Source organism: Arsenicicoccus cauae (assembly GCF_043162025.1).
Classification (GTDB): domain Bacteria; phylum Actinomycetota; class Actinomycetes; order Actinomycetales; family Dermatophilaceae; genus Arsenicicoccus; species Arsenicicoccus cauae.
In genome coordinates this window covers 1,913,230-1,939,788 of sequence record NZ_CP171001.1, presented here as the reverse complement: position 1 = coordinate 1,939,788, position 26,559 = coordinate 1,913,230, and the positions used below count along the sequence as shown (strand labels likewise).

25 protein-coding genes are annotated in these 26,559 nt (G+C 70.4%); 13 read left to right on the top strand and 12 right to left on the bottom strand.

Going from position 1 to position 26,559, the window contains the following annotated elements:
- Positions 1 to 43 precede the first annotated feature (43 nt).
- From ccrA to ACF3NS_RS09075, 3 genes are all read left to right on the top strand, one after another.
- A complete protein-coding gene (gene ccrA, locus ACF3NS_RS09085) occupies positions 44 to 1,381 on the top strand; it encodes a crotonyl-CoA carboxylase/reductase (protein ID WP_154593613.1) in 1,338 nt (445 codons plus the stop codon).
- Positions 1,382 to 1,472: 91 nt separating this feature from the next.
- Positions 1,473 to 2,741 (top strand): AI-2E family transporter, encoded by a 1,269-nt coding sequence (locus tag ACF3NS_RS09080; RefSeq protein WP_392465628.1) that lies wholly within the window; start codon positions 1,473 to 1,475, stop codon positions 2,739 to 2,741.
- Between the two features lie 162 nt (positions 2,742 to 2,903).
- Positions 2,904 to 3,932, top strand: a complete 1,029-nt coding sequence (locus ACF3NS_RS09075; protein WP_392465626.1) for a glycosyltransferase — start codon at positions 2,904 to 2,906, stop codon at positions 3,930 to 3,932.
- 9 nt (positions 3,933 to 3,941) lie between these two features.
- Here ACF3NS_RS09075 and ACF3NS_RS09070 read toward each other — a convergent pair whose 3' ends face one another.
- The 3 genes from ACF3NS_RS09070 to ACF3NS_RS09060 all read right to left on the bottom strand — a co-directional run bounded on the left by ACF3NS_RS09070 (position 3,942) and on the right by ACF3NS_RS09060 (position 6,907).
- Positions 3,942 to 4,685 carry an alpha/beta hydrolase gene (locus ACF3NS_RS09070; RefSeq protein WP_392465624.1) on the bottom strand — a complete coding sequence of 248 codons (744 nt, stop codon included), beginning with the start codon at positions 4,683 to 4,685 and terminating at the stop codon, positions 3,942 to 3,944.
- A gap of 95 nt (positions 4,686 to 4,780) precedes the next feature.
- Positions 4,781 to 5,059: a hypothetical protein gene (locus ACF3NS_RS09065; protein WP_392465622.1), complete on the bottom strand. Its 279-nt coding sequence runs from the start codon at positions 5,057 to 5,059 to the stop codon at positions 4,781 to 4,783.
- Between the two features lie 75 nt (positions 5,060 to 5,134).
- The gene (locus ACF3NS_RS09060) at positions 5,135 to 6,907 is read right to left on the bottom strand and encodes a 3-hydroxyacyl-CoA dehydrogenase family protein (protein ID WP_392465620.1); all 1,773 of its coding nucleotides are present in this window, start codon (positions 6,905 to 6,907) and stop codon (positions 5,135 to 5,137) included.
- A gap of 162 nt (positions 6,908 to 7,069) precedes the next feature.
- Between ACF3NS_RS09060 and nucS the strand changes: the two genes are divergently transcribed.
- Both nucS and ACF3NS_RS09050 read left to right on the top strand, forming a co-directional pair.
- Positions 7,070 to 7,765, top strand: a complete 696-nt coding sequence (gene nucS, locus ACF3NS_RS09055) for an endonuclease NucS (RefSeq protein WP_392465618.1) — start codon at positions 7,070 to 7,072, stop codon at positions 7,763 to 7,765.
- A 58-nt stretch (positions 7,766 to 7,823) separates the two neighbouring features.
- Positions 7,824 to 8,729, top strand: a complete 906-nt coding sequence (locus ACF3NS_RS09050) for a beta-1,6-N-acetylglucosaminyltransferase (RefSeq protein WP_392465616.1) — start codon at positions 7,824 to 7,826, stop codon at positions 8,727 to 8,729.
- Here ACF3NS_RS09050 and ACF3NS_RS09045 read toward each other — a convergent pair.
- The 3 genes from ACF3NS_RS09045 to ACF3NS_RS09035 all read right to left on the bottom strand — a co-directional run bounded on the left by ACF3NS_RS09045 (position 8,726) and on the right by ACF3NS_RS09035 (position 11,844).
- A complete protein-coding gene (locus ACF3NS_RS09045; RefSeq protein ID WP_392465614.1) occupies positions 8,726 to 9,364 on the bottom strand; it encodes a histidine phosphatase family protein in 639 nt (212 codons plus the stop codon). The two genes, ACF3NS_RS09050 and ACF3NS_RS09045, sit on opposite strands and share 4 nt — an antisense overlap.
- Before the next feature lie 6 nt (positions 9,365 to 9,370).
- Positions 9,371 to 11,416, bottom strand: a complete 2,046-nt coding sequence (locus ACF3NS_RS09040) for a protein meaA (protein WP_392469105.1) — start codon at positions 11,414 to 11,416, stop codon at positions 9,371 to 9,373.
- 68 nt (positions 11,417 to 11,484) lie between these two features.
- Complete coding sequence (locus tag ACF3NS_RS09035) at positions 11,485 to 11,844, bottom strand: STAS domain-containing protein (protein WP_195849187.1); 360 nt, start codon at positions 11,842 to 11,844, stop codon at positions 11,485 to 11,487.
- Positions 11,845 to 12,024: 180 nt separating this feature from the next.
- Here ACF3NS_RS09035 and ACF3NS_RS09030 point away from each other — a divergent pair, with 180 nt between their 5' ends.
- Positions 12,025 to 12,645, top strand: a complete 621-nt coding sequence (locus ACF3NS_RS09030) for a cob(I)yrinic acid a,c-diamide adenosyltransferase (RefSeq protein ID WP_392465611.1) — start codon at positions 12,025 to 12,027, stop codon at positions 12,643 to 12,645.
- A 50-nt stretch (positions 12,646 to 12,695) separates the two neighbouring features.
- On the opposite strand, the gene ACF3NS_RS09025 is transcribed toward ACF3NS_RS09030, so the two are convergent.
- On the bottom strand, positions 12,696 to 13,121 hold the full coding sequence (locus tag ACF3NS_RS09025) for a DUF2550 family protein (protein ID WP_288798446.1): 426 nt from the start codon (positions 13,119 to 13,121) through the stop codon (positions 12,696 to 12,698).
- An 18-nt stretch (positions 13,122 to 13,139) separates the two neighbouring features.
- A complete protein-coding gene (locus ACF3NS_RS09020; protein WP_019285651.1) occupies positions 13,140 to 13,418 on the bottom strand; it encodes a F0F1 ATP synthase subunit epsilon in 279 nt (92 codons plus the stop codon).
- Between the two features lie 343 nt (positions 13,419 to 13,761).
- On the opposite strand from ACF3NS_RS09020, the gene ACF3NS_RS09015 reads away from it, so the two are divergent.
- From ACF3NS_RS09015 to ACF3NS_RS09000, 4 genes are read left to right on the top strand one after another with little or no spacing between them, the layout of a single operon-like run.
- Entirely contained in the window at positions 13,762 to 14,778 is a 1,017-nt protein-coding gene (locus ACF3NS_RS09015) for a glycosyltransferase family 2 protein (RefSeq protein WP_392465608.1), read from the top strand.
- A 52-nt stretch (positions 14,779 to 14,830) separates the two neighbouring features.
- Entirely contained in the window at positions 14,831 to 15,757 is a 927-nt protein-coding gene (locus ACF3NS_RS09010) for a hypothetical protein (protein WP_392465607.1), read from the top strand.
- Positions 15,754 to 17,112, top strand: coding sequence for an O-antigen ligase family protein (locus ACF3NS_RS09005; protein ID WP_392465606.1), 1,359 nt, complete (start codon positions 15,754 to 15,756; stop codon positions 17,110 to 17,112). The genes ACF3NS_RS09010 and ACF3NS_RS09005 overlap by 4 nt, the downstream gene beginning before the upstream one ends.
- A gap of 2 nt (positions 17,113 to 17,114) precedes the next feature.
- The gene (locus ACF3NS_RS09000; RefSeq protein ID WP_392465605.1) at positions 17,115 to 17,657 is read left to right on the top strand and encodes an acyltransferase; all 543 of its coding nucleotides are present in this window, start codon (positions 17,115 to 17,117) and stop codon (positions 17,655 to 17,657) included.
- 86 nt (positions 17,658 to 17,743) lie between these two features.
- Here ACF3NS_RS09000 and ACF3NS_RS08995 read toward each other — a convergent pair whose 3' ends face one another.
- Both ACF3NS_RS08995 and ACF3NS_RS08990 read right to left on the bottom strand, forming a co-directional pair.
- Positions 17,744 to 18,889: a hypothetical protein gene (locus ACF3NS_RS08995; RefSeq protein WP_392465602.1), complete on the bottom strand. Its 1,146-nt coding sequence runs from the start codon at positions 18,887 to 18,889 to the stop codon at positions 17,744 to 17,746.
- Positions 18,890 to 18,934: 45 nt separating this feature from the next.
- On the bottom strand, positions 18,935 to 20,503 hold the full coding sequence (locus ACF3NS_RS08990) for an oligosaccharide flippase family protein (RefSeq protein ID WP_288798435.1): 1,569 nt from the start codon (positions 20,501 to 20,503) through the stop codon (positions 18,935 to 18,937).
- A 300-nt stretch (positions 20,504 to 20,803) separates the two neighbouring features.
- On the opposite strand from ACF3NS_RS08990, the gene ACF3NS_RS08985 reads away from it, so the two are divergent.
- From ACF3NS_RS08985 to ACF3NS_RS08975, 3 genes are read left to right on the top strand one after another with little or no spacing between them, the layout of a single operon-like run.
- On the top strand, positions 20,804 to 21,793 hold the full coding sequence (locus ACF3NS_RS08985) for a glycosyltransferase (RefSeq protein WP_288798434.1): 990 nt from the start codon (positions 20,804 to 20,806) through the stop codon (positions 21,791 to 21,793).
- On the top strand, positions 21,790 to 22,662 hold the full coding sequence (locus ACF3NS_RS08980) for a glycosyltransferase (protein ID WP_392465599.1): 873 nt from the start codon (positions 21,790 to 21,792) through the stop codon (positions 22,660 to 22,662). Before ACF3NS_RS08985 ends, ACF3NS_RS08980 begins: the two co-directional genes overlap by 4 nt.
- A gap of 25 nt (positions 22,663 to 22,687) precedes the next feature.
- Positions 22,688 to 23,962: a glycosyltransferase family 4 protein gene (locus ACF3NS_RS08975; RefSeq protein ID WP_288798432.1), complete on the top strand. Its 1,275-nt coding sequence runs from the start codon at positions 22,688 to 22,690 to the stop codon at positions 23,960 to 23,962.
- A 97-nt stretch (positions 23,963 to 24,059) separates the two neighbouring features.
- Here the strand turns inward: ACF3NS_RS08975 and atpD are convergent, their stop codons facing one another.
- On the bottom strand, positions 24,060 to 25,520 hold the full coding sequence (atpD, locus tag ACF3NS_RS08970; protein WP_392465597.1) for a F0F1 ATP synthase subunit beta: 1,461 nt from the start codon (positions 25,518 to 25,520) through the stop codon (positions 24,060 to 24,062).
- Positions 25,521 to 25,550: 30 nt separating this feature from the next.
- On the bottom strand, positions 25,551 to 26,483 hold the full coding sequence (locus ACF3NS_RS08965; protein ID WP_288798532.1) for a F0F1 ATP synthase subunit gamma: 933 nt from the start codon (positions 26,481 to 26,483) through the stop codon (positions 25,551 to 25,553).
- Between the last annotated feature and the right edge of the window lie 76 nt (positions 26,484 to 26,559).

The following is a 26,559-nucleotide window of genomic DNA, read 5'->3' as shown; positions in this document are numbered from 1 at the left end:
AGTGGTGCCCCACGCCCCAGGAGCAGACATGACGAACGACGCCATGACCGCCATCCGCGACGCCATCATGAGCGGGGACCGGTCGGCCGAGACCTATGCCGGTCTAGCCGTCCCGGAGTCCTACCGCGCCGTGACGGTGCACAAGGACGAGGTCGGGATCTTCGAGGGCCGGGCGAGCCGCGACAAGGACCCTCGCGAGAGCCTCCACCTGGACGAGGTCGCCCTCCCCGAGCTCGCGCCCGGCGAGGCGCTGGTCGCCGTCATGGCGAGCTCGATCAACTACAACACGGTGTGGACCTCGATCTTCGAGCCCGTCTCGACGTTCGGCTTCCTCGAGCGCTACGGCCGCACGAGCGAGACCGCCAAGCGCCACGACCTGCCCTACCACGTCGTCGGGTCGGACCTCGCCGGGATCGTGCTGCGCACCGGTCCCGGGGTGAACATCTGGGCGCCCGGCACCGAGGTCGTCGCGCACTGCCTGTCCGTCGAGCTGGAGCACCACGACGGCCACAACGACACGATGCTCGACCCGGAGCAGCGCATCTGGGGCTTCGAGACCAACTTCGGCGGCCTCGCGGAGCTCGCGATCGTCAAGGCCAACCAGCTGATGCCCAAGGCGGAGCACCTCACCTGGGAGGAGGCCGCCTCCCCCGGCCTGGTCAACTCCACGGCCTACCGTCAGCTCATCTCGCGCAACGGCGCCGGGATGAAGCTCGGTGACCGGGTCCTGATCTGGGGCGCCTCGGGTGGCCTGGGGTCCTACGCCACGCAGATGGCCCTGGCCGGCGGCGCCACCCCGATCTGCGTCGTCTCCTCCCCGGAGAAGGCCGAGATCTGCCGCAAGATGGGCGCCGAGCTGGTCATCGACCGCAATGCCGAGGGATACCGGTTCTGGAAGGACGAGCGCACCCAGGACCCCAAGGAGTGGAAGCGTCTCGGGTCCACGATCCGCGAGCTGACCAACGGCCACGACCCGGACATCGTCTTCGAGCACCCGGGCCGCGAGACCTTCGGCGCGTCCGTCTACGTCACCCGCAAGGGAGGCACGATCGTCACGTGCGCCTCGACGTCGGGCTACCTGCACGAGTTCGACAACCGCTACCTGTGGATGAACCTCAAGAGCATCGTCGGGTCGCACTTCGCCAACTACCGCGAGGCGTGGGAGGCCAACTCCCTGATCCGCCGGGGCCTGATCCACCCGACCCTGTCCAAGACCTACACGATGGACGAGGTCGGCCAGGCCGCGCTCGACGTCCACCGCAACGCCCACCAGGGCAAGGTCGGTGTGCTCACCCTCGCCCCCGAGGCGGGGCTCGGCGTCTCCAAGCCGCAGATGCGGGCCGAGCTGCAGGAGCAGATCGACCGGTTCCGCAACGTCTGAGCCCTCGGCCGTCGGCAGCGGACGTATGCCGGGGCCCGGCCGCCCGCGTGGGACCCACGTGGCGGCCGGGCCCCCGGCATACCCTCGGAGCGTGAGGATCCCCCTGGTCGACCGGACGGTCGCCGCACGACGCCGCTGGCACGCCTATCGAGAACGGCAGCGCGCGGCCCTGGCCGAGAGCAACCGGATGGAGCCCGCCGCCGACATCACGGCCGACGTCACGACCCACGTCGCGGACGGGACCGAGGCCGAGCCTCGGGCCGTCACGGCGGACGAGGCGGCGCCGGAGGGGGCCACGGCGGACGCGCGCGACCGGGTCCCGCTGCTCCACCAGTCGCCCTTCGCCATCGGGTTCGCCGGCGCCATCGGCGTGCTGGCGGCCGTGACGCTGTGGAACATGATCGACGCGCTGAGCCTCACGCTGACACTGCTGACGGTGGCGTTCTTCCTCACCCTCGCCCTGGACCCCCTGGTCCAGCGCCTCGTGACGGGCGGGCTGCGCCGCGGCACGGCGGTCGGGATCGTCTTCCTCGGCCTGCTCGTGGTGTTCGCCCTCCTGGCGGGGCTCGTCGTCCCGCCCGTCGTCGAGCAGTCCTCCGCCCTGATCCAGAACGCTCCCGACTACGTCAACCAGCTCCTCGGGCAGCCCTGGGTCCAGAACCTCGACAAGGACTACAACCTCACGGCCCAGATCCAGCAGCAGCTCACCGAGCGCCTGCGCGACCAGACCTTCCTGTCCACGGTGGCGGGCGGGATCATCGGGGCCGGGCAGGCCCTCGGGAGCGGCATCTTCCAGACCTTCACGGTGCTGATCCTCACGCTGTACTTCCTCGCCAGCCTCCCCACGACCAAGAAGGCGGCCTACGCCGTGGTCCCCGCGTCCCGCCGTGCCCGCGTGGTCTACCTCTCCGAGGAGATGATGCGCCGGGTCGGCAGCTATGCCATCGGCCAGGTGGGCGTAGCCACGATCAACGGCCTGCTCAGCTGGATCGCGATGAGGGTCCTCGGCGTGCCGTACGCCGAGGTGCTCGCCGTCACCGTGGCCTTCCTCGGCCTGATCCCGATGGTCGGAGCGACCCTCGGCGGCGCGCTCGTCACGGCCGCCGGCCTGATCCAGAGCCCCCAGACCGGCCTGGTCCTACTCGTCTACTACGTGGTCTACCAGCAGGTCGAGAACTACATCATCGTGCCCCGGATCATGCAGCGGACCGTGGCGGTGCCCGGCGCCATCACCGTGGTCGCGGCCCTGGCGGGGGGCACCCTGCTGGGCATGCTGGGCGCCCTGCTGGCGATCCCGACCGCGGCTGCCCTCCTCCTGCTCTACGAGGAGGTCCTGGTCCCTCGACAGCGTCGCCTCTGATCGACGCCGGCGAGGCGGTGACGCGGCGGCGACGAGGGGGTGACGAGGGGATGACGAGCGGGTGCCGAGTGGTGACCCGATTCGAGCGGGCCCCCTGATCGGTGCGAGGATGGGTCGACGCCCCGCAGCCGAACCCCCACCGCGACGAGGAGTCGAGGCCCAGTGACGACGGCCCGCCCGCCGATCCTGTCCACCGTCGGAGACCCGCAGGAGCCCGCCTGGCGCGGGCTCATGGAAGCCTCCCACCCCCGCCCGGGACGTCCCCTGCTGTCCCTGCTGGAGCTGTGGGCCCGGTCGTACCGCCGGGAGGCGCTGGTGCTGCGGGGCTCCGTGACGGCCCGCGACCTCTACCGCGACCTGGTCTTCGCCCTGGCGCTGCGGCACCGTCGGCGACGCCCCCGGATGCTCGTCACGGACGCGACCTGGGAGCCGGGCAGCCGGACGCTGGCGGCACGGCTGCCGTGGCTGCAACCCCACCTCCCCCAGATCGCGCGGCTGATGATCCGCGCGCTGGACGGCCCGCACGTGCACTACGCCGTGCTGTCGCAGGAGGAGCGAGCCGTCTTCGCCCGGACCTGGGGGGTGCCGGTCGAGCGCGTGGTCTTCACCCCCTTCCCGATGACCCTGTACGCCGAGTACGACCGGCAGACGCACGACGGCGGCTACCTGTTCGCGGGCGGCAACTCGCTGCGCGACTACGACCTGCTGGCGACTGCCCTGGCAGGGTCTGGCCATGAGGCCCACGTCGCGAGCCGCTGGACGCCCCCCACCCCCGTGCCGGGGCTGCACGCGCGCCCCACCTCCCACGACGAGTTCACCGAGCTTCTGCTCGGGTGCCGGGCGATGGTGGCGCCGCTGGAGCGGTCCTCGCGCAGCGCGGGCCAGCAGACCTTCCTCAACGCGATGGTCCTCGGCAAGCCCGTGATCGTGACCGACGCCATGGGCGTGCGGGACTACGTCGAGGACGGCGTCACCGGGGTGGTCGTCCCGCCGGACCCGGCCCGCCTGCGGGAGGCCATGGACCACGTCATGGACCCGGCCAACGCCGAGCACTACCGCCGGATGGGGGCCCGCGCCCGCGCCGAGGTGCTCGGCCGGCGGATGCCGGAGCACTACGTGCAACATCTCGTCGCCGCGCTGGGCTACGGCCCTGCACCCCAGCCGGCCGAGCCGGCCGAGCCGGCGACGTAGCGCGGGCCGTCAGCCCTCCTCGACCTCGCCGTCCCACTGCGTCGGCAGCGGACCGAAGCCCGGCCGCACCCGGGCGACGATCTCGTCCAGGGCCCGCCGCACGTAGGTCTCCCCCACCCACAGATGCTTGCACCCGTCGACCCCGACGACCTCGGCCTGGGGGACGACGGCGAACCTCTCGCGCGCCTGCGCGGGCTGCAGGTAGTCATCGTGCTCCGGCACCAGCGCGACGAGCGGGCGCCCGTCGACGGCCCACTCCCGCAGGTGCTGGTCCCCGGTCCAGCGCAGCGGTGGGCTCAGCAGGATCGCCCCCTCGATGGCGGGGTCGAGGCCGTACATCAGGGTCAGGTCCGTGCCGAAGGACCAGCCCAACAGCCACCGGTGCGGCAGCGGCGGCGTCTCGTGGAACTCGGCGTACTCGATGGCCGCGGCGACGTCGAAGCGCTCCCCCTCGGCGTGGTCGAACTCTCCCTCGCTGGTGCCCCGCGGCGAGCTCGTGCCGCGGGTGTTGAAGCGCAGGACGGCGATGTCGGCGAGCGCCGGCAGCCGGTTCGCGGCCTTCTTGTAGACGTGACTGTCCATGAACCCGCCGTGGGTCGGCAGGGGGTGCAGCGTCACCAGGGTTGCCACGGGGTCGCGGTCGACGGGGAGCGCCAGCTCGCCCACGAGCCGCAGGCCGTCGGCGGTGTGCAGCTCGATCTCCTCGCGGCGGGACGGCAGGACGGTGTTGGCGCGGATCTCGTGGCTGGGCAAGCGAGCTCGACTCCTCGGACAGTGGACAGTGGGCTGTGGGCTGTGGGCGGGTCGCACCGGCGGTGCGGTCCGGTCCCTCGGGCTGTATGACGGGGCTAGTGGCGCCGGTCGCGCGCGGACCAGCACGGCCCGTGCCAGTGGCGCCGGTCCGGCAGCCCGCGCAGCCCGTCGGCGGGCCACGCCACGACGTGCGCGATCGCGTCGCTCAGCGTCTGCTGGCACCCGGGGCAGCGATAGACCTTGCCGGTCGCGGCGCCCCGGACGCGGCGCACGATCCAGGCGCCGTCGGGGTGCACCTCACGGCGTTCCATGCCCGAGAGGCGCCCCATCGCCAGCGGCACGTGCTGCTCGCTGCGGCGGTTGGCTCTGGGCATGGCTCCATTGTCGCAAAGATCGCGCCCTCCCTCCGCCGGGACGGGCGGGAGGGCGCGTCGGCATACCGACGATGGTCAGTAGGTGCGGAAGCCCCGCCTGGTCTTGCGGCCGAGGTAGCCCGCGGTGACCATGTGCTCCAGCAGCGGCGCCGGGGCGTAGCCACGGTCGCGGAACTCCAGGTAGAGCTGGCGCTGGATGGCGTAGGAGACATCTAGGCCGACCACGTCCAGCAGCTCGAAGGGCCCCATGGGAAGGGCACACCCGTTCTTCATCGCGGTGTCGATGTCGTCAGCCGTGGCGTAGTGCGCCTCGAGCATCTTGACCGCGTCGTTGAGGTAGGGGAACAGCAGCGCGTTGACGATGAACCCGGCCCGGTCGCCGCAGCGGACGGGCACCTTGCCGATGGCCTTGCACAGCTGCAGCACGGTCTCCTCGACGTCCCCGGCGGTCGAGACGGTCGTGACCACCTCGACGAGCTTCATCACCTGCGCGGGGTTGAAGAAGTGCATGCCGATGACGTCGGCGGGGCGGCTGGTGGCCGCCGCCACCTGGATCACGGGCAGCGAGCTCGTCGTGGTGGCGAGGATCGCCCCCTGCTTGCAGACCGCGTCGAGCCGGCGGAACATCTCGGTCTTGACGTCGACGTCCTCGGCGATCGCCTCGACGACCAGGTCGACGTCGGTCAGCGCCGCGACGTCGGTCACGGACGTGATCCGGCCGAGCGCCTCGGCCTTGGTCTCCTCCGTCGCCCGGCCCTTGCTGATCGCCCGGTCCAGGCTCGCGCCGATCGCCGCGGCAACGCCGGCGGCCTTGTCCTCGGAGCGGCCGACCACGGTGACCGGGTAGCCGGCCTTGGCGAACACCTCGACGATGCCGGCGGCCATGGTGCCGGTGCCGACCACGCCGACCGTGGCGACGTCGCGGGTGGGGCGGGGGGACGCCGACTCGACGGGGGTCAGCGCGTCCGCGACGATGGTGCCGGAGCCGGGTGCCTCGTAGGTGTAGAAGCCGCGTCCGGTCTTGCGACCGAGGAGCCCGGCCGTGACCATCTGCTTGAGGATCGGGCTGGGGGCGTGCAGCTTGTCCCGACCCTCGCGATACATCGTGTCGAGGACCTGGTAGGCCGTGTCCAGGCCGATCAGGTCGAGCAGTGCGAGCGGTCCCATCGGGTAGCCGCAGCCGTACTGCATGGCGGCGTCGAGGTCCTCGCGGGTGGCGTAGCGCGACTCGTACATGCTCATCGCGTGGTTGAGGTAGCCGAAGAGCAGGTAGTTGCCGATGAACCCGGCCTTGTCGCCGACCACGACGGGGGTCTTGCCCAGCCGCTCGGCGAGCTCACGGGCGGCCGTGACGATGTCGGGGTCCGTGACCACGGTGGAGATGATCTCGACGAGCTTCTGCACCGGAGCGGGGTTGAAGAAGTGCAGGCCGAGCACCCGCTCGGGGTGGCTGGTCGCCACGGAGAGCTCGGTGACCGACAGGCTCGAGGTGTTGGTCGCAAGGACGCAGGACTCCTTGACGATGCCGTCGAGACGGGCGAACAGGTCCCGCTTGATCGCCAGGATCTCCGGCACGGCCTCGACCACCAGGTCGCAGTCCGCGACCGCCTCGAGGTCCGCGGCGAAGGTCACCCGCGCCAGGACCTCCTGCTGCTCCTCGGCCGACATCTTGCCGCGCTCGACGGCGCGACCCGTCGAGCGCTCGACGTGCCCGCGCCCACGGGCGACGGCGGCGTCGTCCATGTCGACGGCGACGACGGCGAGGCCGTGCCGTGCGCAGACCTCGACGATGCCCGCACCCATGGTGCCGAGCCCGACCACTCCGATGGTGTCCAACGATCGCTCCATGCCTGGAAGTCTTGAGGGGGGTGATGTCGGTGGCAAGACTGACGGACTGCGGGCTTGGTCACAAAACTACTGGCGGGTATGCCGGTCGCCCGGCGCTCGCGGCCACGCGGCGGGCCGGCGGCATACGGCCTCGACGGTGTCCGCGGACTAGGGTGACCTGTCGTGCGACTCGTCATCTCCCGCTGCTCCGTCGACTACGAGGGTCGGCTCGCCGCCCACCTGCCCCTGGCCACCCGGTTGCTGATGATCAAGGGGGACGGCTCGGTCCTGGTGCACTCCGACGGTGGCAGCTACAAGCCGCTCAACTGGATGACGCCGCCGTGCGCGCTCGCCGAGGTCGCGCCCGAGGAGACCGAGGCCGCCGAGGGCGCCACCATCGTGTGGGTCGTCCGCAACGCGAAGTCGGGCGACGCCCTGCGCATCGTGATCCACGAGGTGCTGCACGACAGCTCCCACGACCTCGGCGTGGACCCCGGACTGGTCAAGGACGGGGTCGAGGCGCACCTGCAGAGGCTGCTGGCCGAGCACATCCACACCCTCGGCGACGGCTACTCCCTGGTGCGACGGGAGTACATGACCGCGATCGGCCCCGTCGACATCCTGTGCAAGGACGAGAGCGGCGGCCACGTGGCGGTCGAGATCAAGCGGCGCGGAGAGATCGACGGCGTCGAGCAGCTGACGCGCTATCTCGAGCTCCTCAACCGCGACCCCGCCCTCGCTCCCGTCACCGGCGTCTTCGCCGCCCAGCTCATCAAGCCGCAGGCCCGGATGCTGGCCACCGACCGGGGCATCCGCTGCGTGACCCTGGACTACGACGACCTCAAGGGCATCGACACGTCCGCCTCGCGCCTGTTCTGACACTTGGCTCGCCCGTAACGATGACCCGAACCCTCACTGCCCGGTAGGGTTAATCGATGTGACCGAGCCCCGATTCTGCTACGTCGTCCTCTGCCACACCCGGGCCGACGCTGTCGCCAGGCTCGTGCGCAGAATTCGACAGCTGTCCCCCGACGCTGCTGTCCTGGTCCGCTACAGCTCGGCGGCGGCACTGGACCGCGCCATGCTGGAAGAGGCCGGCGCCACCGTGCTTGTCAGCGACATCCCGACCTGGTGGGGCGACTGGTCTCTTGTCGACGCCGAGCTGGAGTGCTACGCCGCGGCCCTGCGCCTGTTCGACCCTGATTACGTGGTGCTTGTGTCCGGTCAGGACTACCCCATCGCCGACCTGGCGGCGTGGGAGCAGCGGGTGGCGCAACGTGGGGCCGACGCCATGCTTGCGCTGCATGACCCCGACCCGGTGACCGTTGACAACACATGGCGCATCGTTCGAGGTCCGGCGCTTCCGCGCCCCCTGCACCGGGCCGCGGTCGCCGTCGCCTGGAGGATCACCCTGGCCGCTCGGGGCCGCCTCTACCTCAATGACTCTCCGAAGCGGGCGGATCACCGGTGGTGGATCGGCGTTCCGCGCCGCGGCGAACGTCGCATGGTCCGCAAGGCGAGCCAGTGGAAGGTGCTGTCCCGCCATGCCGTCGAGGTGCTGCTGCAGCACTATCGCCAGGACCCGCATGAGAGGGCGTTCTTTGCCAGCTGCAAGGTTCCGGACGAGCTGTACGTGGCCTCGACGCTCACCGCGGCGGGGGTGGACGTGGCAGAGGCTCCCACGACCTTCGCCCACTTCCCTGAGGACGGCTCGAGCCCCGAGTGGCTGACGCCTCAGCACGTGCGCGAGGCCCGGGATGCTGGGCCACCGTTTGCGCGCAAGCTGCACCCTGACGCCGGCCCAGAGGTCCTCGCAGCCCTGGACGAGGCTGCTCGCCGCTAGCCCTTGCTCCCTTGGGGGGGCGGATGACCCGGCCACTCGTCGAGGACCCAGCCATCGGCGTCGATGCGCACCCGTGCGGGCACGCCGTGCGGCACCACGTGATCGACCGCCAGGTCGTCCCGGACGTTGTGGCACAGCCGGGGCAGGACCACGGCCATGATCCACCGGTGCGCGAGCACGAGCACGGACTCCCCACGGTGCTGGTCGGCGATGGCCTCCATCGCCTGGCGGGCCCGCCGCGCCACCTGGTGGCCGTCCTCGGCCCCGGGGACGGTGGCGCTGAGGTCGCCCGTCAGCCAGGCGTGCACCACGTGGGCCATGACGGGGTGGCCCACCCGCTGTCCGACCAACTCGCCGACAGACCGCTCCTCCAGCCCACCCACGACCTCGTGCGGCACGCCGAGGGTCTCGGAGACGAGTCGCCCGCTCTGCACCGAGCGTGCCAGGGGGCTGGTGTAGACGGCAGCGATGCGCACCGAGGGGTCCGCGGCGAGTCGACCGGCGAGGACGACCATCTGGGTCGCGCCGACGTCGGTGAGCCAGCCGCCGTCGTCGGTGAGCAGACCCGGATGGGCATAGGCCGCACAACCATCCCGGGCGACGAGCAGCGTTGCAGGGCACTGCAGGTCGCTCATGGTCCCTCACTCTGGCCGCGAGTCCAGGCCCCGCGCCCGACGGATGACCTCGACCACCTGACCCATGATGTCGTTGAGCCCGAAGTCCTTGGGCGTGAACACCGCCGCGACGCCGAGCTCGCGCAGCCGCCGGGCATCGGCGTCCGGGATGATTCCCCCGACGACGACGGGCACGTCCGTCGCCCCGGCCTCACGCAGGCCCGTCAGCACCTCGGGCACGAGCGACATGTGCGAACCGGACAGGATCGACAGGCCCACGACGTGCACGTCCTCGGCGACAGCGGCAGCCACGATCTGCTCGGGGGTGAGCCGGATCCCCTGGTAGACGACCTCGAACCCCGCGTCTCGAGCTCGTACCGCCACCTGCTCGGCGCCGTTGGAGTGCCCGTCCAGCCCCGGCTTGCCCACGAGGAAGCGCAGGTGCGTGCCGAGCTCGTCGCCGGTGCGCCGCACCGCGTCCCGGACGTCGGCCAGCTCACCGCGCCAGTCGGTGACCCCGCTGTCCTCGGCGGTCGACATACGGTCAGGACCGCCCGCCACTGGCGCGGAGGAGACGCCCGTGTGCGCGCGGTACTCGCCGAAGACCTCCCGCAGCGCGTCGGTCCACTCCCCCGTGGTGACGCCGGCCCTGGCGCACTCGATGGACGCGGCCATCAGGTTGGTCGTGGAGGCCGCGTCGGTGCGCAGCCGCTCCAACGCTTCCCGGGCCGCCGCACGTCGGTCCGGGTCAGCGTCGCGCTCGTCCCGCCAGCGGCGCACCGCCTCGACGGCTCGCTCCTCCACGTCGGGGTCGGCCACGTGGATGGCCGTGTCCAGGTCCGCCGTGAGCGGGCTGGGCTCGGTGCCCTGGAAGCAGTTGACGCCGACGACCTTGTCGACGCCGGCCTCGATGCGCCGGCGTCGCTCGGCGTGCGAGGCGACGAGCGCGGACTTGAGGTAGCCGGACTCCACCGCCTCGATCACGCCCCCCATCGCCTCGATGCGCGCCATCTCCTCCTTGGCCCCGGCGACCAGCTCGGCGACCTTGGCCTCGACCACGGTGGAGCCGGCAAAGATGTCCTCGTGCTCGAGCAGGTCCGACTCGTAGGCCAGCACCTGCTGGATCCGCAGCGACCACTGCTGGTCCCACGGCCGCGGCAGGCCGAGAGCCTCGTTCCAGGCCGGCAGCTGCACGGCCCTGGCGCGGGCGTCCTTGGACAGGGTGACGGCGAGCATCTCCAGGACGATGCGCTGCACGTTGTTCTCCGGCTGCGCCTCCGTCAGACCCAGGCTGTTGACCTGCACGCCGTAGCGGAAGCGGCGCTGCTTGGGGTCCTGCACTCCGTAGCGCTCCTGCGTCAGCTCGTCCCACAGCTGGACGAACGCCCGCATCTTGCACATCTCCTCGACGAAGCGCACGCCGGCGTTGGCGAAGAAGGAGATGCGGCCGACGACGTCGCCCAGGCTCTCCTGAGGCACCTGACCCGCGGCGACGACGGCGTCGAGCACGGCCGTGGCCGTCGACAGCGAGTAGGCGAGCTCCTGCACGGGCGTCGCGCCCGCCTCCTGGAGGTGATAGCTGCAGATGTTGATGGGGTTCCAGCGTGGGATCTCGGTCACCGTGTAGGCGATCATGTCGGTGATCAGGCGCAGCGACGGCCCCGGGCCGAAGACGTGGGTCCCCCGGCTGAGGTACTCCTTGACGATGTCGTTCTGCGTGGTCCCGGCCAGTCGGCGCCGGGCCTCGCCGGGATCGGCTCCGGCCTCCTCGGCCTGCTCCTCGGCCACCGCGTCGTAGAGCGCGAGCAGCCACATGGCCGTGGCGTTGATCGTCATCGAGGTGTTCATCTCGGCCAGGGGTATGCCGTCGAACAACGCCCGCATGTCGCCGACGTGGCTGATGGGGACGCCCACCTTGCCGACCTCGCCCCGCGCCAGCACGTGGTCGGGGTCGTGCCCCGTCTGGGTGGGGAGGTCGAAGGCCACGGAGAGGCCGGTCTGTCCCTTGGCGAGGTTGCGGCGGTAGAGCGCGTTGCTGGCGGCGGCCGAGGAGTGGCCGGCGTAGGTCCTCATCACCCACGGTCGGTCCTTGGGGCGCTCGGTCATCTGCTCGTCAGCCATGTCGGCAAACTACCGGCGCGTCAGCCCCTGGCGGGAGGGCCGCCGACGGTGACGGTGGCCACAGGCTCCGGCACCGGGCGGCGGCGGCGCTGGAGGACCTTGCCGAGCCGCATCGCGGCGACCACCCGCTCGAAGCGGTCGGACGGGTCGACGATGACCAGGGTCCGTCCTGCGCGCGCGGCCCGGTGGTGCACGCCCGCGACCAGGGCCAGCGCCGTCGAGTCGTGGATCTCGGCTCCCGCCAGGTCGAGGATCAGCTCGCCCTCACCGAAGACGATGGCCCGGTGCAGCTCCTCGCGCAGGGCGTGGTCGTTGCCCGCGTCCAGGCGCCCCGTGACCCGCAGCTCGGCCCCGGGCACGACGACCTCCACCGTCGTCACCGAGGGGTGCGTACGAGCTCTGACCATCGGGCCCCCACGTGGTCGGCCGGTGCGTCGCCGACAGACCGGATACTCAAAGTGATGTGTCGTCACCCATTGAACACCACGGACGCGGTCCGCGGTGGGAGTGCGTCGCTTCCCCGTCCAGGTCGGAGGAGGCCCGCGTGGGACGATGACGTCATGGTCAACCTCACGCGCATCTACACCCGGACCGGCGACGACGGCACCACCCACCTCGGCGACTTCTCGCGCACCAGCAAGACCGACCCGCGACTGCAGGCCTACGCGGACAGCAACGAGGCGAACGCGGCCCTCGGGATCGCGGTCGCCGCCGGGTCGCTGCGCGAGGACGTCGTCTCCACCCTCACGCGGATCCAGAACGACCTCTTCGACGTCGGAGCGGACCTGTGCAACCCGCTGCGGAGCGAGACCCCGGAGTACCCGCCCCTGCGGGTCCAGGCGCCGTGGATCGACGGGCTCGAGGCCGACTGCGACCGCTACAACGGCGAGCTCGACAAGCTCCGGTCGTTCATCCTCCCGGGCGGGACGCCCGGATCGGCCTACCTGCACCTCGCGTGCACCGTCGTGAGGAGGGCCGAGCGGAGCACCTGGGCGGCCCTCGAGCGGTATGGCGAACAGCCCGCACCCGAGGGAGCCGACAAGGGCGAGGGCGGCGTCAACGTGCTCACCGCGAAGTACCTGAACCGCCTCTCGGACCTGCTGTTCATCCTCGCCCGCGTCGCGAACCTCGACGCAGGTGGCGACGTCCTCTGGCAGCCGGGCGGCGGTCGTTCCAGCTGATCGTCCAGTCACGGCTGACGGGCTCTGCGGCCCCCGCGCGCGAGGTGAGCTCAGGCTGCGCGCGGGGGACGCCCTGGTGGCCGCGCCTCTTGCCAGGACCGGACCGCGGTGCAGTCGTCACGAGGCAATGCCAGGTCGAAGGCCACCTCGCCCTGGGCGCACCGCATGACGAGCGGGTCGTCGATCAGGGACGGGGACTCTCCACGGGACGGCGTGTGGACGCCCAGCACCTCGACCCCCGCTCGCGGCATGACGTGGCTCGGGACGAGGGACACCCCGGAGAGGGTGAAGAAGAGCAGAGCGTCGGTGTCGTAGCGCGCCAGGCGCAGGCGCCACGGATCCTCACGCGTGGGACGGACGGCACAGAGGAACATCGGTGCGCCGTCGGAGATCAGGCGCCGACGCACGAAGACCAGCGTCGTGAGCACGACGAGCAGCAGGAGGGCACCGGCGACCGCGAGCTCCGCGACCTCCATGCCCGCCACCGTCGCGACCTAGTGGCGCTCGGCGCGAGGTGCCGCGTCGGTGTCAACGTGCTCCGCGACCAACGTCACCTTGTCGTCGTGCACGGAGAGGAAGCCGGAGTCGATCTGGACGACCTGGCGCCCCTCGCCGGAGGTGATGGAGACCTGACCCTCGACCAGGACACCCAGCAGCGGTGCGTGGCCCGGCAGGATGCCGAGCTCGCCCTCGGTGGTGCGGGCGGTGACGGCGGAGGCCTCGCCCTCCCAGACCGGACGATCCGCGGAGACGAGTTGGACCTGCAGTGGCACGGAAGGCTCCTCCACCCTCGGGGACGATTCGTCTCATGCTACAAGCCCGGACGAGGAGCCACGGACCGCGCCGGGAGGACGAAATCCACGATGCTGTCCGTTGCGTGGTGACTAGTCCGAAAGAATGGTGAAAGGTGACTAGATGCCCATCTTGTGCTTACACATTGCGTAATTTCCGACTACTACGAAGCACCTGATTCCACACATGGAGTGGGCTTCGACAAGAGGCTGCCGTCAGACGACCACGCTGGGTAACCTGGACGCTGAATGCCAAGACCAGCCAGGCATGGGGCTCGAGCGAGTCGCCGCTGGGTGGTGCCAGCACCTCTGGGGGGAGACGACCATGACCGCGAACGACAGACCGCCACTGGTCTCCGTCGTCGTGCCGACGTACAAGCGGCCCGCGATGCTGCGCGAGGCCCTGGGGTCGGTCCTCGGACAGACCCTGCGGGACCTGGAGGTCATCGTCTGCGACAACGCCGACGACCCCGAGACCCGCGAGGTGGTGACCTCGTTCGACGACGACCGCATCACCTACGTCGGCCGTCCGGAGAACATCGGGATGATGGCCAACGCGATCGACGGCTTCCGCCGGGCCAGCGGCGAGCTGGTGATCAAGCTCGACGACGACGACGCCTTCGAGCCGGATGCGCTCGAGACGCTCGCGGCCCCCTTCGCAGGCCGCCCCGAGCTGACCGCGTCGTTCTGCGACCTCCAGCTCGTCGACGTCGCCGGCCGGCCCCTGGTCGAGGCGACCACCACCTTGCAGCACGACACCCACCGAGAGTCCTTGCCTGAGGGGTTGCACACACCTTTCAGCGCGATCGCGGCCCAGGGCGCCGTGACCTTGGCCGGGGCGCTGCTCCGCCGCTCGGCCATCGACTGGGATGCCGTTCCTGCGCAGGCGGGGACGTCGTACGACTTCTTCCTTGTGTTGTCGGCCGCCGAGGACGCAGCGTCGAGCTGGTACGTGCGGCGCGCATTGGTGCGCTACCGGATCCACGGCGCCAACGACAGCGTCAAGAACGTCGTCCCGAGCCTGGAGGCCTCCCAGTGGATCCTTCGTGAGGCCATGGCATCGGGTCGGCACGGTGACGCGGACGTCTTCCGCCAGCGGATGGCTCAGGACGATGCCAGGTTGGCGCGCGAGTATCTGCTGCTGGGCGACGGACGCCGCGCCCGGAGGTCGGCTCTGGACAGCCTCCGCGTGCGCCCGACGCCGGCCGCGATCTCGGTCGCGCTGCTCAGCATGCTCCCCCTGGGGATGGGCACGCGCGTGAGCCGCCGGCGCAGAGAGGCCTACGTCGTGGCTGCCGGGCGGCAGGTCGACGCGGCGCCTGCACCAACGACCGACCACTGATACCACCAACGACAGCACCACGACGGTCCGACCGTCCCTCTGAAGGAGTCTCGTGACCACAGCACACCCCCAGCCCACCCCGTCCTCCCCACTCTCGGCGCTCGCCAAGCGGTGGTGGCTCGCGCTGGCCATTCCGCTCGCGCTGGCCGTCGTGGGCTACATGCTCGGTGCGGCGAAGGCACCCATCTACACCGCCGAGGCACGCACCACCGTGGGCAGCGGCAACATCTCAGCCGGGGCTATCACAGGATTTCCTCAGGCCACCCAGCAGATGGCTGCCAACTACGCCCGGTGGGTCAACGATCGTGGCGTCGAGGGCAAGGGCGACATCCCAGCCGGCACCGAGGTCACGGCCTCCCCCATCCCGGACTCCAACGTCATCCGCATCGAGGCCAAGAGCCCGGACAAGGAAGCTGCCGTCCAGTCGGCTCAGAAGGCTGCCGACGACCTCGCTGAGGCCGTCAATTCCAAGAAGGGCGAGAGCGACCCCGCCGTCACGCTCCAGCAGCTGAACAAGGTCGCCTCCGACTGGGGCCAGGCCAAGGCAGCCAGCGAGGCCGCCAACACGACCGCTCAGCGCGCCATCGGCGCGGATCGGCCGGCTGCCACCGTCGCCGCCGCCCAGCAGAGGGCTGCACAGACGGCGTCGCGCACAGCCGTCCTGCAGGCGCAGATGGACGCCCTGTCGGAGAAGTACCGTCAGCAGATCTCCCAGGGCTCCCAGGCCGCCAACCTGATCGTCGTCAAGCCCGCCGAGCTCGCGGAGTCGACCAAGGCCTCCAACCAGCAGCGCTATGCCCTCGGCGGCCTGGTCCTCGGCCTCGGTCTTGCGCTCCTGCTCGCCGTGCTGCTCGACCGCCGCAACGCTCGCTCCGGGCGCCGCGCGGAGGCGGTTGTCGTCGGCCGGCACGGGCAGGGCGGGCAGCACGAGGTGGACGTCCTGCGCGACCACGGCGCCACCCGAGGCGACGAGGCGTGACCGAGGTCGCCACGGCGCCGACCCCCACCGCGCGACCGGTGGGGGCCGAGCCGGTCCCGCTCTACGTCTGGCTCATGCTGGCCTACCTGGTGGCCAACATGTTCTCCGGCCAGTGGGGTTCCCTGGGCATCCCCGTGCCCCTCGACCGGGTGATGCTCCTCGGGACGCTGACGCTCCTGCTCCTCGAGCCGGCGCGAGACCGGCTGCGCTGGCGCCCGGTCTACGGAGTCATGATCTTCACCGCTCTCTGGACGGCTTGGTCGGCGCTGACGGCCAACACCTTGTTCACGTCCCAAGGCTTCTATGCCCTGCTGGACCGCATCATCGTTCCCTTCGTCATGCTGCTCGTCGGGGCCCTGGTCTTCACCACCAGGCGACGCCGGGACCTCTTGCTCAAGACCCTCGTCCCGATGGGGCTGTACCTCGGCACCAACGCCTGGTTCACCATCGTCGGCCCCCGCCAGCTGGTCTTTCCCCGGTACATCGTCGACTTCCTCGACACGAACCCGCTCGTGGCGGGGGACAGCCGGGCGGTGGGCCCGTTCCTGACCGGCGAGGCCAACGGCTTCACCATGAACCTGTGCATGTTCGCCGCTGGGTTCGCGGTGTATCGCTTCCGCGGGCCGTGGCGCTGGCTGGCGCTCGTCACCATCCCGGCATGCATGGTCGGTGTCATGCTGACGGCCACCCGCTCGGCCTGGGCCGGCGCCCTCCTGGGGATCCTCGCCGTGACCCTCCTCGTGCCGGCCCTGCGCCGTTGGCTGGTTCCTGCCGGGGTCGCCGTGGCCGTCGTGGGTACGGCCGCCGTGGTGGCGATCCCGACGGTCTACGAGCTGGTGACCTCCCGGTTCAGCACGTCGCGGTCGCTCTACGACCGCGCCAACACGTACGAGGCCGGCTGGCGTGCGCTGGACCAGAACCCTCTGTTCGGTGTCGGCTGGTCGACCTTCATCGACCACGGCGTCGAGTGGGTACGGCAGTCGCCGGTCTACCCCATCACCACCGTCACCATCGAGATCCACAACGTCTTCCTCTCCCGTGCCGTGGAGACCGGTCTGGTTGGCGGCCTCCTGTGGGCCGTGGTGTGCCTGGCGGGCCCCTTCATCGTGCTGCTGCGCCCCGATCGTCGGACGCCCGAGCACTACGGCTGGTGGCTGTTCGTCGTGATGGCGTTCTTCGCCTGGCTGGTGCCCACGATGACCAGCCCCAACCCCTTCCCGCTGCCCAACACTTTGGTCTGGCTCGTCGCCGGCATCGCGGGCCGGGAGTTCATGATCAAGCGCCCGGTGCGCGACGCCGGTGCCCTGGCAGAGCGAGCGAACGACGCAGCGGATCCCGCAGGGACAGGAAGGTAGCCATGGGCCTCAAGGACGTCTACCGACTCGCTCGGGAGGAGTGGCTCCCCAAGGAGCAGCTCCGCCGGAGGAACCCGGGTGCCTACGTGACGGCACGAGCCATCTTCCGTGGCGATCCGACCCGCGTCGCGCTGGGCAAGGGCGTGTACATCTCGGGGCCTACCGTCGTGTTCTGCGACGACGGCGGCGGTCTGTCGGGCGCCAGGCTCGTGATCGGGGACCGCACCTACGTCGGCGAGTTCAACAACATCCGCTGCTCGGGCGCGCCGATCGTCATCGGCCAGGACTGCCTGATCAGCCAGCACTCGTCGATCATCGGGTCCAACCACGGCATCGAGGCGGGCACCAGGATCGTGGACCAGCCGTGGTCCGGGGACGGGGTGGTCATCGGTGACGACGTCTGGATCGGCGCCGGCTGCACGATCCTGCCCGGTGCCCGGATCGGCGACGGCGCGGTCATCGCGGCCCATTCGGTCGTGCGCGGCGAGGTGGCCCCCGGGGCCGTCATGGCGGGCGCCCCTGCGCGTGAGATCCGCCGCCGCTGAGGACCGTGAGGATCCATCCCGGCGACACAACGGAAGGCGCCTCCACCCACCAGGGCGGGGGCGCCTTCTCGCTGCGCAACGTACGGTCAGCTGGCCGGCTTGCCGTACTCCCGCTGGACCACCTGCACCTTGTCCCACGGGAATCCCTCGAGGGCCTTGTAGTTCGGCTGGCCCCCGAGGATCTGGGGCCAGGGGTCCGTGCCCGTCGCAGCCTTCTCCCGCTGACCCGACTCTGCGATGACGGATACCGCGCCCGCCGTGTCCACGACGATGAAGCCGTACTTCTGGGCTGCGCGCGCGATCGCCTTGGCCATGGGTGAGATCTGGAGCTTCTCGACGTCGACGGACGGGTCGAGCCGCAGCCGCGCACCCTCGGGGATGGCCGTGGGGTCGGTGGAGTTGCCGTCGCTGCGGTTAGCGGGATACCAGGTCCGGCTGGGATCGCCGGTGCTGATCAGGACGAGCCCCATGGCATGGTCGATCTGTCGCTTGCGGGCCTCATCGATCGTGACCATGTAGCCGACGTGGGCGAGCCCGGACGCGGCGACCCCGAACGGGTGGTCGTAGTAGCCCGGCGCCGTCGAGACCTGGTCGATCCGGCCTCCCCAGCACGCTCTCCAGCCCGGCTTCGCGCCCTTGGTGCGTTCCATGACCCAGAACTCCCAGAGCTGGTCGGTGTCCCGGTTGTAGATCGACAGCGCCTTGTCCGTCCCGTTGGCCGGCTGGGCATTGGCCGGGATCGGCACCTGCTTGAACATGGCCGGGCCGTCCAGGATGCCGGCCGGGGCCCCACCCTTCTTCTGGCAGTCGTAGAACGCGACGTCCTGCTTGGGAGTGGTGCTGTCCACCACGTAGTAGCTCGCGTTGTACTGGTCCGTGTTGAACGCGGCGACCCCACCCCAGTGGGGGGTGATCTGACCCTGCAGGTTCTTGATCATGGCGGCGCTGTCCTTGTCGAGCGGCGCCTTGGTGATGTCCAGCTTGAACACGTTGTCCGGGGCGAACAGCCGGCTCGGCGGCGTGTTGGCGGCCTTGGGCGACGCGACCTTCGTCGGCGCCTCGGCACGAGCCATCTGCGTCCTGCTGCCGCTGCCGGTCGACGTCGTCGGGGTCGCGGACGGCGACCTCGGCGTGTCGGGCGAGTCGGGCGAGCCGGTGCAGGCGGCTAGCCCGCCCATGGTCAGGACGATCGCTGCAGCACCCAGCGATCGGCGAGCGGGTCTCGTGGTCATGTCATGTCCCCAGGTTCGTCGAGCAGTGGTTCTCGGGCATCGGTGTCAGGCCACGAGGTCGCGTCCGGAACGGCGCCGGTCGAGCATGTCCTTGATCTCTCGTGGCCCAACGACCAACAGGACGTAGATGATTCCCGCAGGCGCCGCCGCCAGTCCGCAGCACACCAAGGCGAGTGCGCCCTGGGGGATGAAGCCGGCCTCGATGACCAGGCTCATGCCGTAGACGCAGAGATAGGACACCGACGCAGTGAGAGCCATCTCTGCCCAGGGAACCTCCGCGAGCGGCGTCCGAGGGCGCTGCGGCAGGCGCAGGCGAACCTGCCTGAGCAGGAAGAGGAACGAGATCAGCTGGGCGATGACCGTGGCGGCCACGGAGCCCAGCACCCCGAACGGGATGATGAACGCGACCGTGAGGCCGAGGTTCAGCGTGACGTTGACCAGGCCGTACCGCATGTCCAGCTCCGGTCGCCCCAGGGTCAGGACCCACAGGATCGTGGGGATCGCCAGCAACGGGAAGAAGTGACCCACCAGCGCCAGAGCGGCCACCTGGCCGGGCAGGGAGGTGTCCAGCCGGAGCCACTCGGTGACGCCGAAGAGGCAGGCAGGCACGCCCACGGCAACCCAGCCGGAGACGAACTTGACCCACAGACGCTGCAGCTTCTCGAATCGCGGGAGAGTCGCGTCCTCGCCCGACTCCCCCACCCATCGACCGATCAGCGCCTGCATCGGCGTGCCTGCGGCGTTGGCCGGCAACGACCGCAGCTGGAAGGCGAACTGGGACCCGGGGCCGAAGATGCCGACCTGTGCAGCCGCGAACCGTCCGACGATCAGCATGTCGCCCTGGAGGCCGGCCATCTCCAGCACGCTGGCGATCTGTGCCTTCCAGGCATAGCTGAAGAAGTCCTTGAGCTCGCTGCCCGAGATGAACCGCACTCCGCTGCGGGTCAGGAAGCGCATGGCGGACGGAATGATCACCACGGTGCTGAGCACCTGCTGCGCCATGAACGTGTAGGCGACGCCGTACAGACCGAGGTCGGACCTGACGGTCCAGACCATGCCGGCGGCGTAGATGGCGTGGCCGATCATCCCTGTGATGCTCGGGATCGAGAACTTCTGCATGCTGTAGAGCACGCAGGCGAAGAGCTGCCGCACCAGCGCGACCCCGACCACGACCACCATGGTCCGTAGCAGGAAGGTGGTCTCGGCCTCGAGCTCGGCCGACGTCCTGAAGAACCTCACGATGGCCGGTGAGGCCATCCACAGGCCGGTGAAGACGACCACCGACACCAGGGTCACGATCCCGATCAGGGAAACCAGCAGCCGGGTCATCTCGTCTCGGGCGTCCCGACCGGCGTAGATGGTGAAGTAGCGCTGGGCGCTCGCCCCGATCCCCCCGTCGAAGGTACCCATGGCCGTGGCCAGGCTGTTGACGACCAGGAACTTGCCGTACGCCTCGACACCCAGTCCGTGGAAGACGAACGGGGTCAGGATGAGGTTCAGGGCCAGGGGCACCAGGAAGGCCAGCGACTGCCAGCTCGCACCCCTGAGAAGCACCCGGGCCGCCGACGTGGATCCCTTGGGCGTCGCCGGGGCATCGTCCGGACCTGCCGTCACGCGCACACCCCTCGGGGCACAGACATGTCCGCGTCAGGGCGCGAAGGGGCAGCATGAACGATGAGGAGCACCCGACCATCCTACGAGCGCGCGCGCCTCGACCCACCAGCTTCCAGGATCTTTGTGCACGTCAGAGGGCCCCGGCTGCCGAGAATCACTCACGAGGCCGCCCACCAGATGACAGGATGTAGGCCGTGCGCACGCGGAGCGAGCGCACCTGCGGTGGGCTGGCATGCTGGTCATGACCTCTGCCGATCCCCCCGAACTAGACTCACCCACGGCCGACGAATTGGAGTACCCATGCCAGCGCGCCAGCCGCTCGTGTCGGTGATCATCCCGGCATACCAGGCCGAGGCCTACCTCGGCGCAGCCGTGACGAGCGCACTCACCCAGACGTACCCGAACATCGAGGTCGTCATCACCAACGATGGCTCGAACGACCGGACCGGGGCCATCGCCGCGGCCTACGGGGACCTCGTCCGGGTGGTCACCCAGGAGAACCGGGGCCTGCCGGGTGCCCGTAACTCGGCCATCCGCGAAGCTCGCGGTGAGCTGGTCGCGCTGCTGGACGCCGACGACATCCTTCTACCGCCGTACGTGCAGACGGCGGTCGACAGCTGGCTGGCGGACGGGGACGAGCGCACCTTCGTCACCTGCGACGCGCATCTGATGAGTGGCGCCGGCATCGTGCAGGGCCGCACCGTCCTCCCCTCAGGAACGCCTGCGGCGGCCGAGCAGCGCCGACGCATCCTGGAGAACAACTTCGTCTCGGTCTTCTCCGTCTTCCCGCGACGGATGTGGGAGGAGATCGGTGGCTTCGACGAGTCGATGCGGGTCTGCGAGGACTACGACTTCTGGGCGCGCGCCATCTACGCCGGCTGGACCGCCCGCTTCGTCACGGCGCACCACGCGCTCTACCGCCGTGCCGCCGGCTCGCTCTCCACGCAGAGCGAGCGCATGTATGCCGGAGAGCAGCAGGTCCTCGCCCACGTGGCGGAGCTCCACGGTGCGAGTCTCAGCACCGAGGAGCGCCGATTCCTGGACCTGCGGCTCGAGCGAGGCTCGGCCGTGCAGCAGGTCGATCTCGGCGAGTCCGCGCTACGGCGCGGTGACGTGCCGACGGCCGCAGAGCACTTCGCCGTGGCCTCGCAGCTCATGCCCAGCGCTCGACGCATCAGGCTCAAGGCCGAGGTCCTGCGCAGGGCGCCTGCGCTCGGCGCCGTCTATGCCCGGCGGCTCGCCGCCAAGGACCGCGAGACCGGCCGCACCTACGAGGACGTTCGCCCGTGAGCACGCCCCTCGATGCTCCACGCGCCTCCGTGATCATCCCCGCCCACGACGAGGGCGGGGTGATCGACCGCTGCCTCGAGGCCCTGGACGAAGACGCTCGCGCCGGGCGCCTCGAGGTGATCGTCGCGGCCAACGGCTGCACCGACGACACGGTGGAGCGCGCCCGCCGGCATACGGGCGTGCAGGTGCTGGACCTGCCCGCCCCCTCCAAGGTCCAGGCCATCAACGCGGCCGACGCCGTCGCCACGGCCTTCCCCCGCATCTATCTGGACGCCGACATCGTCCTCGACGCGGACGCCCTGGACGCCATGGTCCACGTCCTCGACACGGATCTGCCGCGAGCCGCCGCGCCCCAGGTGCGGTTCGCCACCGCCCGGGCCACCTGGCCCGTGCGCGCGTTCTACGACGTCTTCGCCGAGCTGCCCTACGTGCAGGACAAGCTGGTTGGCCTCGGCGTCTACGGGATGTCTCGCGCCGGCCGGTCCCGCTTCGTCGAGTTCCCCGACCTGCTCGGCGACGACCTGTTCGCGCAGCGCATCTTCTCCCTCGACGAGCGGATCATCGTCGACGGCACCTTCGAGGTGCAGGTCCCACGGACGCTCCGCCAGCTCGTCAAGGTGCGCACCCGCGTGGCGCGCGGCAACGCGCAGCTGGCGCACGAAGATCCAGGCGCCATGGTCGACGACGGCCGCACGACGGACTTCTCCACGTCGACGCGATCGACCTCCAAGGCCCTCGTCGACCTGATCGTGCGGCGTCCGACGATGATCCCGTCCGCCCTCGTCTACGTGCTCGTCACGGCCTACGCCCGACGCGAGGCCCGTCGCACGACGACCGCCGCGTGGGAGCGTGACACGTCCACGCGCTGACCAGCCCGTCACCACTAGGAGCTCCGTGACCACCGCCCAGCCGCAGGGGTCGGACGACCTCGCCGTCGCCTACCTCGTCAGCCAGTACCCCGCCCTCTCGCACGCCTTCATCGAGCGTGAGGTGCATGCGCTCCGGGAGCGTGGCACCCGGGTCGACACCTTCACGCTCAACCCCTGTCCTCAGCAGCAGCTGGCCTCCCAGGCGATGCGCGAGGACGCACGCACGACCTACGTCGTCAAGGACAAGCGCCGCGCCGCCCTGGCCAACCTGGCCCTGCTGCGCACCCAGCCCGACGCCTGGCTGCGCGGCCTCTCCCGGGCCCTGCGCACCGGCGAGCTGACACCGAGGGCCCGCCTCTGGCAGCTGTTCTACTTCGCCGAGGCCGTCACCTTGCATCGCGAGATGCGGCGACGAGGGCTGCGGCACGTGCACGTGCACTTCGCCAACGCCGCCGCCGACGTCGCCCGGCTGACGGTGGCCCTCGCGAAGGACCTCGGCGAGGACTGGTCCTGGAGCTTCAGCATGCACGGCCCGACCGAGTTCGAGGCCGTGCAGCGCTTCGACCTCCCCGCCAAGGTCCGGTCCGCGGGCGGGGTCGCCTGCATCTCAGACTTCTGCCGCAGCCAGCTCATGCGCATGGTCGACCCCGCGGTGTGGCCACGGCTCGACGTCGTGCGGATGACGGTCGACCCCGAGGCCTATCCCCCGCCGCCCGAGGGCCGCGTGCGGACCGAGGGCGAGCCCCTGCGGGTTCTGTATGTCGGTCGCCTGGTCCCGGAGAAGGGCGGGCCGGTCCTGCTCGACGCCGTGACCGAGCTGCGCGACGCCGGCGTCCCCCTGCGGGTCCGCATGGTCGGCGCCGGGCCGCTGCACGAGACGCTGGCCGCCACCATCGCCGCGCGCGCGCTGGAGGACGTCGTCGAGCTCGTGGGGCCGCTGGGCCAGGACGACCTCCCCCTCGAGTACCGCGAGGCCGACGTGTTCTGCCTGCCGAGCTTCCAGGAGGGCCTGCCCGTCGTGCTCATGGAGGCGATGTCCACCGAGCTCCCGGTCGTCACCACCAGCATCGCCGGGGTCTCGGAGCTGGTCCGCGACGGTCAGACCGGGCACGTGATCCCCGCCGGACGCGCCGACCTGCTGGCGCAGGCGCTGCGCGAGGTGGCCGCCGATCCCGCCCGCCGGGCGACCCAGGGCGCCGCCGGGCGGGCCGCCGTGCTGCAGGAGTTCACCCCGGGCACCGCAGCACCGGAGATGCAGGCCTTCCTCGCCCGCTTCGGGGCGGCGCGCGACAGGCGCTGACCACGGATCCGACCGGCGCCCGGCATACGGGTGGGAACGACGACGGCGGGCCATCTCCCTGGAGGAGATGGCCCGCCGTCGTGCTGACGGGTGCAGGTCAGAGGTTCTTCTGGATCTCCGCCCACTGGCGCTCGACGTCGTCGAGGCCACCGCACATGAAGAAGGCCTGCTCGGCGACATGGTCGTAGTCGCCGTCGCAGATCTTGGTGAACGCCTCGATGGTGTCCTCCAGCGGGACCGTCGAACCCTCGATGCCGGTGAACTGCTTGGCGACGTAGGTGTTCTGCGAGAGGAAGCGCTGGATGCGGCGAGCCCGGTTGACGAGGATCTTGTCCTCCTCGGAGAGCTCGTCCATGCCGAGGATCGCGATGATGTCCTGCAGCTCCTTGTTGCGCTGCAGGATCCCCTTGACGCGGACCGCGGTGCTGTAGTGGTCCTGGGAGATGTAGCGCGGGTCGAGGATGCGGGAGGTCGAGGTCAGCGGGTCCACGGCCGGGTAGATGCCCATGGAGGCGATGTCGCGAGAGAGCTCGGTGGTCGCGTCCAGGTGGGCGAAGGTCGTGGCCGGGGCCGGGTCGGTGTAGTCGTCGGCGGGCACGTAGATCGCCTGCATCGAGGTGATCGAGTGGCCGCGCGTCGAGGTGATGCGCTCCTGGAGCACACCCATCTCGTCGGCCAGCGTGGGCTGGTAGCCCACGGCGGACGGCATACGGCCGAGGAGGGTGGAGACCTCCGAGCCGGCCTGCGTGAAGCGGAAGATGTTGTCGATGAAGAGCAGCACGTCCTGCTTCTGGACGTCGCGGAAGTACTCCGCCATCGTCAGCGCGGACAGGGCGACCCGCAGGCGGGTGCCCGGCGGCTCGTCCATCTGGCCGAAGACGAGGGCGGTCTGCCCGAGGACGCCGGCCTCCTCCATCTCGACCATGAGGTCGTTGCCCTCGCGGGTGCGCTCGCCGACCCCGGCGAACACCGACACGCCACCGTGGTCGCGGGCGACGCGGGCGATCATCTCCTGGATGAGGACCGTCTTGCCCACGCCGGCGCCGCCGAACAGGCCGATCTTGCCGCCCTGCACGTACGGCGTCAGCAGGTCGATGACCTTGATGCCGGTCTGGAACATCTGCGTCTTGGACTCGAGCTGGTCGAAGGCCGGCGCCTGGCGGTGGATGCCCCAGCGCTCGTTGACCTCGAAGCGCTCGCCCTCGGCGAGGTTGAGCACCTCGCCGGTGGTGTTGAAGACCTTGCCGAGCGTCACGTCGCCGACGGGGACGGTGATCGGGCCGCCGGTGTCGCGCACCGTCGCGCCGCGGACGAGGCCGTCGGTCGGCTGCAGGGACACGGCGCGCACGAGGTTGTCACCGATGTGCTGGGCGACCTCGAGGTTCAGCGTCTTGGTCTCGCCGCCGAGCTCGACGTCGACCTTGAGCAGGTTGTACATGTCGGGCATGGCGTCGACGGGGAACTCCACGTCGACGACGGGGCCGATGGAGCGGGAGACCCGGCCGACGCCGCCCTCGGCGGGGGCGCCCTGCTGGGCCTCGTTCATGGTGGCAGTCATGGCTGTCTCTACCTTCTTGTCTTGGGCGGCTTACTTGGCGTCCGCGAGGGCGTTCGCGCCGCCCACGATTTCGCTGATCTCTTGGGTGATCTCGGCCTGACGCGCCTGGTTGGCCAGGCGGGTGTAGGTCTTGATGAGCTCCTCGGCGTTGTCCGTCGCCGACTTCATCGCGCGCTGGCGCGACGCGAGCTCGGAGGCGGCCGCACCCAGCAGGCAGGTGTAGATGCGCGACGTGACGTACCTGGGCAGCAGGGCGTCCAGCACCGTCTCGGCGTCCGGCTCGAAGCTGAACTGCGGCTGCAGGCCCTCGTCGTCGGGCTCCTCCATGAAGCCCTCGTCGACCTCGACACGCTGGCCCTTCTCGACGACCTCCAGGGGCAGGAGCCGCAGCGCGCGAGGCTGCTGCGTCACCATCGTGCGGAAGCGGGTGTAGACGACGTGGATCTCGTCGACGCCCTCCCCGTCCTCGCTGTCCCGCAGGAAGTCCCGCATGACCCGCTCGCCGATCTCCCGGGCGTGCTCGAACTTCGGCGCGTCGGTGAAGCCCTCCCACGCCTCGGCGTACTGGCGGTCGCGGAACTTGAACCACGCCACGGCCTTGCGACCGACGAGGTAGGGCACGACCTCCTTGCCCTCGGAGCGCAGGCGCTCCATGAGCTCGTTGGCGGTCTTGAGCGCAGACGCCGAGTAGGCCCCGGCCAGGCCGCGGTCGCTGGTGATGATGAGGACGCCGGCCCGTCGGCCCTCGCTCGTGCGTGTGGTCAGCGGGTGATCCTCGCCTGCGTATGACGCCGCCGCCGACACCGCACGCGTCAGCGCGTGGGTGTAGGGGGCTGCGCTCATGACGGCCTCGCGGGCCTTGACCACGCGGGAGGCGGCGATGAGCTCCATCGCCTTGGTGATCTTCTTGGTCGCGCTGACGGACCGGATGCGCTGGCGGTAGACCCGCATCTGCCCACCCATGTAGTTGCCGCCTTCCTGGGGTTCTTGCCTGGAGTGTCTGGTGTCCGGGGTGCCGCTGGTGACGGTGGCCGGTGCC